Below are 13,430 nucleotides of genomic sequence, written 5' to 3'. Positions count from 1 at the left end.
GGGCGAGCCCGCCCGTACCCGACCTCGCGCGGTAGCCGCGTCCCTGGCCGATCCTGGGACGGAGGTGACCCGATGACCGAAGTGCTCCTCCTGCTGGTGGCGATCCTGCTCTCGCTCGCCTGCGGTGGATTCGTCGCGGCGGAGTTCTCCCTCACCACGGTCGAGCGCAGCGAGCTGGACCACGCCGTCCGGCGCGGTGAGCGCGGTGCGTCCGGCGCCTTGAAGGCCGTACGGAGCCTGACGTTCCAGCTCTCGGGCGCCCAGCTCGGCATCACGGTCACCAACCTGGTGGTCGGCATGCTCGCCGAGCCGTCGATCGCCAAGCTGATCGCGGGCCCGCTCGGGTCGCTGGGCCTGTCGCGCTCGACGTCCACGTCCGTGGGCCTGGTCATCGGCACGGGCCTGTCGACCGTGTTCCTGATGGTGGTCGGCGAGCTGGTGCCCAAGAACTGGGCGATCTCCTCGCCGCTCGCGGTGGCCAAGCGAGTGGGCACGCCGCTGCGCTGGTTCAGCGCCGCGTTCGGCCCGTTCATCACGCATCTGAACAACACGGCCAACCACGCGGTCCGCCGCCTCGGCCTCGAACCGGCCGAGGAGCTGGCCTCCGCACGCGGCCCCCAGGAACTCGTGGCGCTCGCCCGGCACTCCGCCAAGGAGGGCGCCCTGGAGGCGGACACCGCCGAGTTGTTCGTGCGCACCCTCAACCTGGCCGACCTGACCGCGGAGAACGTGATGACCCCGCGCGTCCAGGTGATCGCCCTGGACGCCCAGGCGACGTGCCAGGACGTGGCGAACGCGACGCGGGCGACGGGTCTGTCCCGGTTCCCCGTCTACCGCGGCGGCCTGGACCAGGTCGTCGGTATCGCGCACGTCAGGGACGTCGTGGCCGTACCGGCCGAGACGCGTCCCTACCGTTCGGTCACGCAGGTGATGCGCGAGCCGCTCTTCGTGCCCGAGACCCTGACCGTCGACCGGCTGCTGGACCGGCTCTCCGGCGGGAACACCATGGCCGTCGTCATCGACGAGTACGGCGGCACCGCCGGGGTCGCGACTTTGGAGGACATCGTCGAGGAGGTCGTCGGCGAGGTGCGGGACGAGCACGACCCGCACGAGGCACCCGACCTGGCCCCGGCCGGCCGGGACGCCGACGGCCGTGCGCTGTACTCGGCCGACGGCTCGGCCCGCATCGACCAGCTCGCAGGTGTCGGGCTGCGGGTGCCCGAAGGCCCGTACGAGACGCTCGCCGGACTCATCGCCACGGAACTCGGGCGCATACCGGTGAAGGGCGACAGCGTGGAGGTCGCCGGATGGCGCCTCGATGTGGTGGACGCGACGGGGCACCGGGCCGCCCGGGTGCTTCTGCACGCGGCGCCCGCCGAGCGGGAGGACGAGCGATGACCCTCGTCCAGCTGCTGATCGGCCTGCTGTCGCTCGTCGCGAACGCCTTCTTCGTGGGTGCGGAGTTCGCGCTGATCTCCGTCCGCCGCAGCCAGATCGAGCCGCACGCCGACGCGGGCGACCGGCGGGCCCGCAGTGTGCTGTGGGGTCTGGAGCATGTCTCGGCGCTGCTCGCGGCCGCGCAGCTCGGCATCACCCTGTGCACCCTGGTCCTCGGTGTCGTCGCCGAGCCCGCGATCGAGCATCTGCTGGAGCCGGCGTTCCACGCGGTCGGCGTCCCGGCGGGCGCGGGCCGGGCGGTGTCGTTCGTGATCGCACTGGCCCTGGCGACGTATCTGCACATGCTGCTGGGCGAGATGGTGCCGAAGAACGTGGCGCTCGCCGAGCCGGTGCGGCTGGCGCTGCTGCTCGGGCCGCCGCTGGTCGGTCTGTCCCGGGCGCTGCGCCCGGTGATCTTCACGGTGAACGCGTTCGCGAACGCGCTGCTCACACTGCTGCGCGTGGAGACGAAGAGCGAGGTCACCGCCACCTTCTCGGACGACGAACTGGCGCGGCTCGTCACGGACTCCGGCGAGGCCGGGCTCATCGACGACCGCGCCCAGGAGCGGCTGCACGACGCCCTGGAACTGGGCCGCCGACCCGTGGGCGACGTGGTGGTGCCGCTGGAACGCGTGGTGTACGCGCGGGTCGGCGTGACTCCGGAGGAGCTGGAGCGGCTGTCGGCCGAGTCCGGGTTCTCGCGGTTCCCGGTGGTGGACGAGGGGCGGCGGATCGTCGGCTATCTGCATGTGAAGGACGCGCTGGACGCGTCGCCGCGGAACGCGCCGTTCCGGGTGAGTGACATGCGGCCCATCGCGCGGGTGCGGGGAAGCACCCCGCTGGACGACGTGCTCACCGCGATGCGCGGCAGCCGTACGCACCTGGCGGCGGTCCTGGGCACGGACGGTCGCCTGGCGGGCCTGGTCACCATGGAGGACGTTCTGCGGGAACTGTTCGGTCACCGGACCTGACACACCCCGCCCGCTCGCCCCGGCATCGGCCGCCTCTGTCGGGCCCAGGGGCTCTCGGGCCCACGGTCGCGTGGCCGGACACGTTCACGCGCGGCCCCTGCGAGCCATTGCACCGGATCCCCCGCGGGCCCTTGCGGGCGGTCGCCTCGGACTCCCTGCAGCCCCCGTGCGGGCGGTCGCCCCGAACTCCCTGCGGCCCCCGTGCGGGCAGTCGCCCCGAACTCCCTGCGGCCCCCGTGCGGGCAGTCGCCCCGAACTCCCTCCAGCCCCCGTGCGGGCAGTCGCCCCGAACTCCCTCCAGCCCCGTGCAGGCAGTCGCCCCGAACTCCCTCCAGCCCCGTGCAGGCAGTCGCCCCGAACTCCCTCCAGCCCCGTGCCGGCCGTCGGCCGGGCGAGCCGGTGGCCGGTCGGTGGAGGGGCGGGCCGACCGACCGGCGGGTATGGACGCGGGATACCATCGTCCGCGCCATGCAGACGAACCCCACCCACACCAGCCTGGTCGCCGTCGGCGACTCCTTCACCGAGGGCATGTCGGATCTGCTTCCCGACGGCTCGTACCGCGGCTGGGCCGATGTTCTCGCGGGCCGGATGGCCGCCCGGACACCCGGATTCCGGTATGCCAACCTGGCCGTGCGCGGCAAGCTCATCCAGCAGATCGTCGAGGAGCAGGTCGACCTCGCCGCCGCGATGCGGCCCGACGTGATCACACTGGTCGGCGGCCTGAACGACACGCTGCGGCCGAAGTGCGACATGGGCCGCGTACGGGATCTGCTCACCCAGGCCGTGGAACGCCTGGCCCCCGCGTGCGACCAGCTCGTCCTGATGCGCAGCCCCGGTCGTCAGGGGCCGGTCCTCGAACGGTTCCGGCCCCGCATGGAGGAGCTGTTCGCCTGCGTCGACGAACTCGCCGAGCGGCACGGCGCACTCGTGGTCGACCTCTACGGCGCACCCTCGCTCGCCGATCCGCGCCTGTGGGACGTGGACCGGCTGCATCTGACGGCCGAGGGACACCGCCGGGTGGCGGAAGCCGTGTGGCAGACGCTCGGGTACGAGGCGGAGGATACGGAGTGGCGTAGCCCGCTGCCGCCGAGCGCCCGGCCCGGCTGGCTCGCCCGTCGAACCGCGGACGTCCGCTTCACCCGGCAGCATCTGCTGCCGTGGATAGCGCGGCGGCTGACGGGCCGCTCGTCGGGCGACGGCCGTCCGGCCAAGCGTCCGGAACTGCTGCCGTACGAAGAGCCGGCCGTCTAGGGGGTGTCGGACACCACCTGGGAGCGCCACACGTGCCGAATGTCGCGGAGGGAGTCGCGTGAGCACCAGGGTGATCAACCTCAAGGGCCGCCTTCAGGACTTCGGTCCCAGGCTGGAACACGCGCCGCGTGATGTCGTCTACATCGGCCGCCGACTGACCAGGGGCGGCTGGGACCTGCCCCAGCACCCGCTGTACAACCCGTTCCAGATCGACACTCCGAAGAAGAAGCACGACGGGACCCGGTCCGAGGTGATGGCCAAGTACCGGGAGTATCTGATGGCGCACCCCGACCTGCTGGCCCAGGTGCCGAAGCTGCGCGGCAGGACGCTCGCCTGCTGGTGCGCGCCCGAGCTGTGCCACGGGGACATCCTGGCCGAGGTCGCGGAACAGACGGAGCGCCCGGGCCGCCGGTCGTGACGGCAAACGCACGGTGCGGGGCGGTGGCGCGGCCGCCACGGGCAGGGGTCCGGGCTCGCGTGACGCCGGTCTCGTAGGTTCCGCCGATCCGCCCGGTGGCGCTGGCCTGCACGATTCGCCAGTAGAATCCGTACACGTGACTGCTGCGCCCGCAAAGCCCCGTATCCCGAACGTCCTCGCCGGACGGTACGCCTCCGCCGAGCTCGCCGTGCTCTGGTCCCCCGAGGAGAAGGTGAGGCTGGAGCGCCGGCTCTGGCTCGCCGTACTGCGGGCCCAGAAGGACCTGGGGGTCGAGGTGCCGGACGCGGCGATCGCCGACTACGAGCGCGTGCTCGACCAGGTCGACCTCGCCTCGATCGCCGAGCGCGAGAAGGTCACCCGGCACGATGTGAAGGCGCGGATCGAGGAGTTCAACGCCCTCGCCGGGCATGAGCACGTGCACAAGGGGATGACCTCCCGCGATCTGACGGAGAACGTCGAGCAGCTGCAGATCCGGCTGTCCCTGGAGCTGATGCGCGGCCGCACGGTGGCCGTGCTGGCGCGTCTGGGCAAGCTCGCGGCCGAGTACGGCGAGCTGGTGATGGCGGGCCGCTCCCACAACGTGGCCGCGCAGGCCACCACCCTCGGCAAGCGCTTCGCCACCGCCGCCGACGAGCTGCTCGTCGCCTACGGCCGGATCGAGGAACTGCTCGGCCGCTACCCGCTGCGCGGCATCAAGGGCCCCGTCGGCACGGCGCAGGACATGCTCGACCTGCTCGGCGGGGACGCGGCGAAGCTAGCGGAGCTGGAGCAGCGGATCGCCGGTCACCTGGGCTTCTCGCAGGCCTTCACCTCGGTCGGCCAGGTCTACCCGCGCTCCCTCGACTACGAGGTCGTCACCGCGCTGGTGCAGCTGGCCGCGGCGCCGTCGTCGCTGGCCAAGACCATCCGGCTGATGGCCGGCCACGAGCTGGTGACCGAGGGCTTCAAGCCCGGCCAGGTCGGCTCGTCCGCGATGCCTCACAAGATGAACACCCGCTCCTGCGAGCGCGTCAACGGCCTGATGGTGATCCTGCGCGGCTACGCCTCGATGACCGGTGAACTGGCGGGCGACCAGTGGAACGAGGGCGACGTGTCCTGCTCGGTGGTACGCCGGGTCGCGCTGCCGGACGCGTTCTTCGCGCTGGACGGCCTGCTGGAGACGTTCCTGACGGTGCTCGACGAGTTCGGCGCCTTCCCCGCCGTCGTCGCGCGGGAGCTGGACCGCTATCTGCCGTTCCTCGCCACGACCAAGGTGCTGATGGCGTCGGTGCGCGCGGGCGTCGGCCGGGAGGTGGCCCACGAGGCCATCAAGGAGAACGCCGTGGCCTGCGCGCTCGCGATGCGCGAGCAGGGCGCCGAGCGCAACGAACTGCTGGACCGGCTGGCCGCCGACGAGCGCATCCCGCTGGACCGCGCGCAGCTCGACGGGCTGATGGCGGACAAGCTGTCCTTCACGGGCGCCGCGGCCGATCAGGTCGCCGCCGTCGTCGGCCGTATCGAGGAGATCGTGAAGCAGCACCCCGAGGCCGCCGGCTACACGCCGGGGGCGATCCTCTGAGCCGGTTCACCCCGGCGGAGCTTCAGGCCGCCCGCGACCGTCTGGTGCCGGACGTGGTCGCGGACGGTCTCAAGGTCCTTTTCTGCGGCATCAACCCGGGTCTCATGACGGCGGCGACGGGCCACCACTTCGCCCGCCCCGGCAACCGCTTCTGGCCGGTGCTGCATCTGTCCGGCTTCACGCCGAGGCTGATGAAACCTTCGGAGCAGCGGGAGTTGCTCGCATACGGGCTCGGCATCACCAATGTGGTGGCGCGGGCGACCGCCCGCGCCGACGAATTGAGCGCCCTGGAGTACCGGGAGGGCGGGCGGATTCTCACGGCCAAGGTGGAGCGGCTGCGGCCGACGTGGCTGGCGGTGGTCGGGGTGACCGCGTACCGGACGGCCTTCGAGGACCGCGGGGCCGCCGTGGGCCCGCAGGAGCGGTCGATCGGCTCGACCCGGGTATGGGTGCTGCCCAACCCGAGCGGCCTGAACGCCCATTGGACGGCGGCGACGATGGCCGAGGAGTTCGCGCGGCTGCGGAAGGCCGCGGAGGGGCAGCGGACGGGGACGGTCACGGGGGATCCGTCTCCGTGACGACCGCGAGGAGCCGGAACGGCAGCTCCACGTCCCACTGGGACACGCCGAGGGCGACCCACCGGCCCGTCTCGGCCGACTTCCACAGCCGGACGTCCGGCACATGCCCGCTGAGCCCGGCCCAGGGCTCCTCGATGTCCTCGCCGTCCACGGCCCGGTCGAGAACGCTGTAGAGACTGAAGTCCTGGGACGGGCCCCAGCGCTCGGTCAACCGCTCCCCGAGGCCGTCCCGGTCGACCTCGTACTGCGTCCGCGCCTCCTCCCGCCCTGTCCGGTCGTCCTCCCAGAACTCATCGCTCGTCTGTAAGGCGGCCACGTGATATCCGGGCCCGCTCTCACCGTGCTCCGTCCTGCCGTGCGCCGCGGGGAATTCCCGGGCGCACAGCAGGTCTATGACGGAGAGGTACCTCGCGATGTCCATGCGATCCAGTAAAGCGGGCACCACTGACAATTGGCATGGCGTCAGAGGTGGTGATCGCGGCGTGCAGGTCGGGGTCGTCACAGCGGGCCGATCCGCTCGGATGCCGGCAGGCCCTCGCGGGTGAGCGCGGTGCCGAGTACGATCCGGCCAACACGCGCACGAGCTGGGAGGACGGACGTTGGGGCGGCTGACCGGCGGGGATCCCTCTCTGCTCCGAAGGATCAACTCCGCGGTGGTGCTGCACGCGCTGCGTGCCACGGACTGCGCGACCCTCACCGAGATCACCCGGGTGACCGGGCTGTCCCGGCCGACCGTCGAGGGCGTGGTCGAAGGGCTGATCGAGGCCGGGCTCGTGGTGGAGCAGGCCGCCGAGGAGGGTGCGGCGCGCCGACAGGGGCGGCCCGCGCGCAGGTTCCGGTTCCGGGCGGAGGCGGGCCATCTGCTCGGCCTGGACGTGGGCGCCCACCGGGTCACCGCCCTTCTCGCCGACCTCGACGGCCGGGAGCTGGGCTCGCTGTCCAAGGAGATCTCCGAGGCGGCCTCGGCGGACGAGCGTCTGGATCGGCTGCGGGGCACGGTCGCCGAGTTGCTGCGCCGCGCGGGCGTGGCTCGTGCTTCGCTGCGCGCGGTGGGCGTGGGCAGCCCCGGGATCGTGGAGGGGGACGGCACCGTGCGTCTGGGCACGGCCCTGCCCGAGTGGACCGGCCTGAACCTCGGCGAACGGCTCAGCCGCTCCTTCAAGTGCCCGGTCCTCGTCGAGAACGACGCCAATGCCGCGGCCGTCGCCGAGCACTGGAAGGGCGCCGCCACGGAGTCCGACGACGTCGTCTTCGTCCTGGCGGGGCTGAGTCCCGGCGCCGGCTCGCTGATCGGCGGGCGGCTGCACCGTGGCTACGGCGGCGCGGCCGGGGAGATCGGCGCCCTGCATCTGCTGGGCCGCGAGGCGGCTCCCGAGAAGCTGCTGTCGACCACGGACGAACCGCTGCAGCCGCTGGACGAGCAGCAGGTCGCCGACGTCTTCGCCCTGGCCCGCGAGGGCGACCAGCGGGCCCGCGCGGCCGTGGACCGCTTCATCCAGCGCCTGGTGCACGACGTGGCCGCCCTCGTACTGGCCCTGGATCCCGAACTGGTCGTCATCGGCGGCTGGGCGGCGGGCCTGGACGGCGTACTGGATCCGCTGCGCCACGAGCTGGCCCGCTACTGCCTGCGCCCGCCGAAGGTGACCCTGTCACGGCTCGGCGAGGCCGCGGTGGCGACGGGGGCGCTGCGACTGGCGCTGGACCATGTGGAGGAGCAGCTGTTCGCGGTGGAGGGCACGGTCACGGCGCGGCGCTGAACCGAACGGGTGCGGCGTCCGGGTCCGGGCGTGTACGTGCAGGGGCGCGCACGGGCGGCAGATGGACCCGGGGCACGGTCGGCCCCGGTGTCCCGCGGGCGGTCAGGAGGCGCGGCGCTCCGGATCGTGGTGGATCTCCACGCGGCCCGAGGCGCCGAAGGTCAGGCGGCAGGTGTCGGCGCGGTATGTGGCGACGGAGACGGCCGCCGTACGGCCCCCGGCGTGGTAGCGGGTGGTGACGACGAGGACGGGCGCGCCGGGCAGCCGGTCGAGCTCCTTGGCGTCCTCGGCACTGGCCGAGCCCAGCTCGACGGCCTGGTCCTGGTCCTCCAGGTCCGCTCGCTGGAGTTCCCGCAGGACGGCACGTGCGCGTGCCGTACCGGAGGGCGCGTCGATCGCGGAGAGATCGGGCACCGAGGAGGCCGGGATGTAGAGCAGTTCGGCGGCGACGGGCTGGCCGTGCGTCACCCGGGAGCGGCGCACCGTGTGCACCCGCTCGTCCCGGGCGGTCTGCAGGAGATCGGCCACGGCGGCGGGCGGGACCGCCGACGTGCAGTCGGCGGGCTGCCAGGCGTCCCCGGCAGCGCCCGGCCACAGATGCCGCTCGGAACCGACGGCGACCCCCACGCGCGGCGGGGCGACGGTCGTCCCGACCCCGCGGCGGCGCTGCAGGCGGCCCTCGAGTTCAAGCTGCTCCAGCGCCTGGCGGAGCGTGGCGCGGGCGACACCGAAGCGGGCCGCGAGGTCGCGTTCGTTGGGCAGGATCTCGCCCACCGAGAACTCCGAGTCGAGTGCTTCGGTGAGCACGGTCTTGAGATGCCAGTACTTGGGCTCCTGCACCGGATCCGCCTGCGTGGTCCCCACCCTGTCCTCCGCAATCGCCGTGGTGCGGCGGCGTTTTAGCGCCCTTGTTTATTAAAGGTTGTTGCACTTCTCTGCGACCATAGGGCGGCCCCCACCCTTGGTCAAGACCAATCCTCGTCCCCTTACGCACCGCGCGGGCGCGGTGCCGCAGGGCGTTCACACGACATTCGCCGGGCGCGGTACCGATGACACATGGGCGAACGCTTTCCGACCGGGGGGCTACCGGCCGGTAGCACTTGCTGACAAAGTGTCTACGAAAAGTCGTCAGCCCGTCCCAGACGAGGAGCAGCAGCATGGCCGCCACGGTCTCCTTCAGCGTTCCCTCTCCGCACGGCCCGCGGACCGTGGCCGTCTCGTACGCGCGCGTGGGCAGCGGCGAACCGCTCCTTCTGCTGCATGGCATCGGCCACCACCGGCAGGCCTGGGACCCGGTCGTGGACATCCTGGCCACCGAACGCGATGTGATCGCGGTCGACCTCCCCGGCTTCGGCGCCTCCCCTGCCCTGCCGGACGGGGTCGGCTATGACCTGGCGAGCGTGGTACCGGCTCTCGGTGCGCTGTGCGAGGCGCTGGGCGTCGACCGTCCGCATGTGGCGGGCAACTCGCTGGGCGGTCTGCTGGCTCTCGAACTGGGCCGCGAGAAGCTCGTACGGTCCGTCACCGCCCTTGCGCCGGCCGGTTTCTGGACGCAGGCCGAGCGGCGGTATGCGTTCACGCTGCTTCTCGCCATGCGTCAGGCGGCGCGCGCCATGCCGCCGCCGTTGGTGGAACGGCTGTCGCGCACGGCGGCCGGGCGGGCGGTGCTGACCAGCACCATCTACGCCCGGCCCGGCCGCCGCTCCCCCGAGGCCGTCGTGGCCGAGACGCTCGCGCTGGCCAGGGCCGAGGGTTTCGCCGCGACCCTCCGTCAGGGCACGACCGTACGGTTCACACAGGACGTGCCCGGGCTGCCGGTCACCGTGGCGTGGGGCACCAGGGACAGGATCCTGGTGCGCCGTCAGGGGGTCCGCGCCAAGCAGCTCATCCCCGGGGCCCGCCTGGTACGGCTGCCCGGCTGCGGCCACGTCCCGATGAACGACGATCCGGCACTGGTCGCCCGGGTGATCCTGGACGGCAGCCGCTGAGCACCCGCGGAGCGATCCCGCTGCCCGTGGCTCCCGTAGTGCCGCGGGCAGTTGTTCACTTGTGGTTTGCGTATGCGCTGCGGCGTCCCAGTAGTTGTGGCAGTGCCCATCGGCCGGAACCGTCCCAGGAGGCACCTTCATGTCACACCGTCCTTTGCCGGGCCGCCGCAGCGTCCTGCGCGGCTCCCTCGCCGCGTCGGCCGCTCTGACCCTGCCCCCCGTGCTCGGCGCGGCACCGGCGTTCGCCCTGTCGGGGCGTCCCAAGGCGGCATGGGGCGTCCAGGCCGGAGACGTGAGCGCCGACTCCGGTCTCGTCTGGGTGCGGTCCGACCGCCCCGCCCGGATGATCGTCGAGACCGCCGCGACGGAGTCGTTCCGCAACCCCCGCAGATGGCACGGCCCGCTGCTGGGCGCCGGCACGGACTTCACGGGCACCACTCGGCTGCACGGGCTGCCGGCGGGCGAGCAGATCCACTACCGGGTGCTGCTGGCGGACCCGGACGACCCGCGGCGCACCGGCGACCCGGTGACGGGCACCTTCCGCACGACACCGCTCGGACGGCGCCGCGGAGTGCGCTTCCTGTGGTCGGGCGACCTGGCCGGCCAGGGCTGGGGCATCAACCCGGACCTCGGTGGCTACCGGATCTACGACGCGATGGCGAAGCTCGACCCGGACTTCTTCCTGTGCAGTGGCGACAACGTCTACGCCGACGGGCCGATCCCGGCGACCCAGGCCCTGCCGGACGGCCGCACCTGGCGCAACATCACCACCGAGGAGAAGTCCAAGGTGGCCGAGACCCTGGCCGAGTACCGCGGCAACTTCCGTTACAACCTGCTGGACGAGAACCTCAGGCGGTTCAACGCCCAGGTGCCGTCGGTCATCCAGTGGGACGACCACGAGGTCCGCAACAACTGGTACCCGGGCGAGGTGATCGCCTCCTCCGACACCCGCTACACCGAGAAGAGCATCGACGTGCTGGCCGCCCGGGCCAGGCGGGCGTTCAGCGAGTACTTCCCCCTCTCCACGCTGCGGCCGGGTGACCGGGACGGCCGGGTGTACCGGGTGATGCGGCACGGCCCGCTGCTGGACGTCTTCGTCCTGGACATGCGCACCTACCGCAACGCCAACTCGCCCGACGACCAGACCGTCGATCCGCAGGGCATCCTCGGCGCCGAGCAACTGGACTGGCTCAAGCGGGAGCTGCAGCGGTCCCGGGCCGTCTGGAAGGTGATCGCCGCGGACATGCCGCTCGGCCTGGTCGTGCCGGACCCCATGGAGAGCAGGCCGAACTTCGAGGCTGTGGCACAGGGCGACCCGGGCGCACCGCTGGGCCGGGAGCTGCAGATCGCGGAACTGCTCCGGTTCATCAAGCACCGCAGGATCACGGGCACGCTGTGGCTGACGGCCGACGTGCACCACACCTCGGCGCAGCACTACCACCCCTCCCGCGCCGCGTTCACCGACTTCGAGCCGTTCTGGGAGTTCGTCTCGGGGCCGCTCAACGCGGGTGCGTTCCCGGCGAGCGCGCTGGACGGCACCTTCGGCCCGGACCGGGTGTTCGTGAAGGCGCCGACCGCCCCGAACGTCTCCCCCGCGGGCGGCTACCAGTTCTTCGGCGAGGTCGACATCGACGGCCACAGCGGGGAGCTGACGGTCCGGCTGCGGGAGCAGGACGGGACCGTGCTGTTCACCCAGGTGCTGCAGCCGGGCCTGGTCGGGCAGTAGGTTTCCCCACGCCGCGCACCGGAGTCATCCCCCGGTGCGCGGCGCGCCACCCACCCACACAGAAGAGCTTCGTCAAAAGAACAATAAAAAGGACAGAAGCACACTTTACTCATCAGACACAGAGCGTTTGTGATCACGCAACACCCTTCCTCCACAGTGGTTGCATGACTCCAGACATGTCTGATGTGAGGCGTGCCAAGCACGGCCGTCCGGTTCACCACTGGCGACGGGACCTGATAGAGCTCGCCGCCCTGTTCACCGCCGTCGCGGTGGCGGACGTGACCGCCAATCTGGTCGGGCACGGCCCCGACGGTCCCGCGCTGCTGGGACTGTCGGCCGCGGCACTCGTCGCGACGGCCGGCTTCCACACCTGGTGGACACGACGCCACGGTCACGCACCGCCCACGAGTGATACCGGCGCCCGGCCGCCCGCCGAGGGGCGGCAGGCCGGGCCGTCCGAGCGCGACGCGGCGGCCGGGACGACCGCGCTGTGGCGGTTGCGGACCACGGTGCAGGACGAGCCGGGGACGCTGGCCGCGCTGTGCACGGCGCTGGCCCGGCTGCGGATCGACATCCTGAGCCTGCAGACGCATCCGCTGGCCCAGGGCACGGTCGACGAGTTCCTGGTGCGGGCCCCGGCCGAGCTGGACGCGAACGCGATCACGCGAGCCGTCTCGTCGGCCGGCGGAACCGAGACCTGGATCGAACGGGCCGACGCGCACGACCTGGTGGACGCCCCGACCCGGATGCTGAGCCTCGCCACGCGCACCGCGCTCGACGCGGCGGAACTGCCGCTCGCGCTGAGGCAGTTGCTCGGCAGGTGCACCATCCGCTCCCTGCCCGCCGTCTCCCCCCGCTCCGGCCACGTTCATCAGGACGCTCCCGTGGAGGGAGCCCTGGAGGACACCGTGATGCGGCTGCGGGCGCCGGAGGGCGGAGTGATCACGGTGGAGCGCCCGTACCTGCCGTTCACGCCGACGGAGTTCGCACGCGCACGCGCGCTGGTCGAGCTGGACACGCGGCTCGGTCCGCGCATCCCGAGCAGCCAGGACGTACTGACCCTGCCGAAGGGCAACGCGATCACCGTGCGGCGGGCCGACACCTCGGACCTCGAGGCGGTGAAGGAGATGCACGCCCGGTGCTCGCGGCGCACCTTGAACATGCGCTACCACGGACCGGTCGGCGACGCGGACCGCTACCTCAACCATCTGCTCAGCCCGCGCTTCGGCCGGACCCTCGCGGTGCGAACGGCGTCGGGACGCACCGTCGGCCTCGGCCATCTGCTGTGGGACGGCGACGAGACGGAGGTAGCGCTGCTCGTCGAGGACGAGTGGCAGCGGCGCGGCATCGGCAGCGAACTCCTCGGTCGCCTGGTGGCGATGGCGGTCGAGGCGGGCTGCGAGAGCGTCTACGCGGTCACACAGGCGTCCAACACCGGCATGGTCGCCGCGATGCGCGGCCTCGGGCTGCCTCTCGACTACCAGATCGAGGAGGGCACGCTCGTCATCACCGCCCGCCTGGACGCCGCTCCGGTGGCCTCACGCCTGCCCTACGATCACGCCTACGAGCAGCAGGCGGCCCAGGCCGACCGGGACTGATCACGCGCGCGTCGCACACCGCGGCCGCGCATGTCGCAAGGAGATACGGAACGGCCCGGCGCGGTGCGCCGGGCCGTTCGGCGCACGGGGCGAACTCCCGGTCCCATGAGCGGTGCGGCACACGGGA

At 72.2% G+C, this 13,430-nt stretch carries 12 protein-coding genes; 10 read left to right on the top strand and 2 right to left on the bottom strand.

Annotated elements, in window-relative coordinates; translation table 11 throughout:
- The first annotated feature begins 72 nt into the window (after positions 1 to 72).
- From LZ604_RS26635 to mug, 6 genes are all read left to right on the top strand, one after another.
- Positions 73 to 1,398 carry a hemolysin family protein gene (locus LZ604_RS26635; RefSeq protein WP_234518066.1) on the top strand — a complete coding sequence of 442 codons (1,326 nt, stop codon included), beginning with the start codon at positions 73 to 75 and terminating at the stop codon, positions 1,396 to 1,398.
- Complete coding sequence (locus tag LZ604_RS26630) at positions 1,395 to 2,408, top strand: hemolysin family protein (RefSeq protein ID WP_234518065.1); 1,014 nt, start codon at positions 1,395 to 1,397, stop codon at positions 2,406 to 2,408. The genes LZ604_RS26635 and LZ604_RS26630 overlap by 4 nt, the downstream gene beginning before the upstream one ends.
- Before the next feature lie 468 nt (positions 2,409 to 2,876).
- Positions 2,877 to 3,659: an SGNH/GDSL hydrolase family protein gene (locus LZ604_RS26625; protein ID WP_234518064.1), complete on the top strand. Its 783-nt coding sequence runs from the start codon at positions 2,877 to 2,879 to the stop codon at positions 3,657 to 3,659.
- Positions 3,660 to 3,717: 58 nt separating this feature from the next.
- Positions 3,718 to 4,077: a DUF4326 domain-containing protein gene (locus LZ604_RS26620; protein WP_234518063.1), complete on the top strand. Its 360-nt coding sequence runs from the start codon at positions 3,718 to 3,720 to the stop codon at positions 4,075 to 4,077.
- 136 nt (positions 4,078 to 4,213) lie between these two features.
- Positions 4,214 to 5,656, top strand: a complete 1,443-nt coding sequence (gene purB, locus LZ604_RS26615; RefSeq protein ID WP_234518062.1) for an adenylosuccinate lyase — start codon at positions 4,214 to 4,216, stop codon at positions 5,654 to 5,656.
- A complete protein-coding gene (gene mug, locus LZ604_RS26610; protein WP_234518118.1) occupies positions 5,653 to 6,234 on the top strand; it encodes a G/U mismatch-specific DNA glycosylase in 582 nt (193 codons plus the stop codon). The genes purB and mug overlap by 4 nt, the downstream gene beginning before the upstream one ends.
- Here the strand turns inward: mug and LZ604_RS26605 are convergent.
- Positions 6,212 to 6,655: a hypothetical protein gene (locus tag LZ604_RS26605; protein WP_234518061.1), complete on the bottom strand. Its 444-nt coding sequence runs from the start codon at positions 6,653 to 6,655 to the stop codon at positions 6,212 to 6,214. The genes mug and LZ604_RS26605 overlap by 23 nt on opposite strands.
- 178 nt (positions 6,656 to 6,833) lie before the next feature.
- Between LZ604_RS26605 and LZ604_RS26600 the strand changes: the two genes are divergently transcribed.
- Positions 6,834 to 7,991, top strand: a complete 1,158-nt coding sequence (locus LZ604_RS26600; RefSeq protein ID WP_234518060.1) for an ROK family transcriptional regulator — start codon at positions 6,834 to 6,836, stop codon at positions 7,989 to 7,991.
- 102 nt (positions 7,992 to 8,093) lie between these two features.
- Here the strand turns inward: LZ604_RS26600 and LZ604_RS26595 are convergent, their stop codons facing one another.
- Positions 8,094 to 8,855: a GntR family transcriptional regulator gene (locus tag LZ604_RS26595; RefSeq protein ID WP_234518059.1), complete on the bottom strand. Its 762-nt coding sequence runs from the start codon at positions 8,853 to 8,855 to the stop codon at positions 8,094 to 8,096.
- Positions 8,856 to 9,148: 293 nt separating this feature from the next.
- Between LZ604_RS26595 and LZ604_RS26590 the strand changes: the two genes are divergently transcribed.
- The 3 genes from LZ604_RS26590 (at position 9,149) to LZ604_RS26580 (ending at position 13,303) form a co-directional block, all read left to right on the top strand.
- Positions 9,149 to 9,979: an alpha/beta fold hydrolase gene (locus LZ604_RS26590; RefSeq protein ID WP_234518057.1), complete on the top strand. Its 831-nt coding sequence runs from the start codon at positions 9,149 to 9,151 to the stop codon at positions 9,977 to 9,979.
- A gap of 139 nt (positions 9,980 to 10,118) precedes the next feature.
- Positions 10,119 to 11,705, top strand: coding sequence for an alkaline phosphatase D family protein (locus LZ604_RS26585; RefSeq protein ID WP_234518056.1), 1,587 nt, complete (start codon positions 10,119 to 10,121; stop codon positions 11,703 to 11,705).
- A gap of 176 nt (positions 11,706 to 11,881) precedes the next feature.
- Positions 11,882 to 13,303 (top strand): GNAT family N-acetyltransferase, encoded by a 1,422-nt coding sequence (locus LZ604_RS26580; protein ID WP_234518054.1) that lies wholly within the window; start codon positions 11,882 to 11,884, stop codon positions 13,301 to 13,303.
- Positions 13,304 to 13,430: the final 127 nt, after the last annotated feature.

Source organism: Streptomyces glomeratus, assembly GCF_021462825.1.
GTDB classification, from domain to species: domain Bacteria; phylum Actinomycetota; class Actinomycetes; order Streptomycetales; family Streptomycetaceae; genus Streptomyces; species Streptomyces glomeratus.
This window is presented reverse-complemented; position numbering and strand designations above follow the sequence as displayed.

Coding starts and splice junctions, on each gene's coding strand:
- LZ604_RS26635 (WP_234518066.1), top strand. CDS start 73: ATGACCGAAGTGCTCCTCCTGCTGGTGGCGATCCTGCTCTCGCTCGCC.
- LZ604_RS26630 (WP_234518065.1), top strand. CDS start 1,395: ATGACCCTCGTCCAGCTGCTGATCGGCCTGCTGTCGCTCGTCGCGAAC.
- LZ604_RS26625 (WP_234518064.1), top strand. CDS start 2,877: ATGCAGACGAACCCCACCCACACCAGCCTGGTCGCCGTCGGCGACTCC.
- LZ604_RS26605 (WP_234518061.1), bottom strand. CDS start 6,655: ATGGACATCGCGAGGTACCTCTCCGTCATAGACCTGCTGTGCGCCCGG.
- LZ604_RS26590 (WP_234518057.1), top strand. CDS start 9,149: ATGGCCGCCACGGTCTCCTTCAGCGTTCCCTCTCCGCACGGCCCGCGG.
- LZ604_RS26585 (WP_234518056.1), top strand. CDS start 10,119: ATGTCACACCGTCCTTTGCCGGGCCGCCGCAGCGTCCTGCGCGGCTCC.
- LZ604_RS26580 (WP_234518054.1), top strand. CDS start 11,882: ATGTCTGATGTGAGGCGTGCCAAGCACGGCCGTCCGGTTCACCACTGG.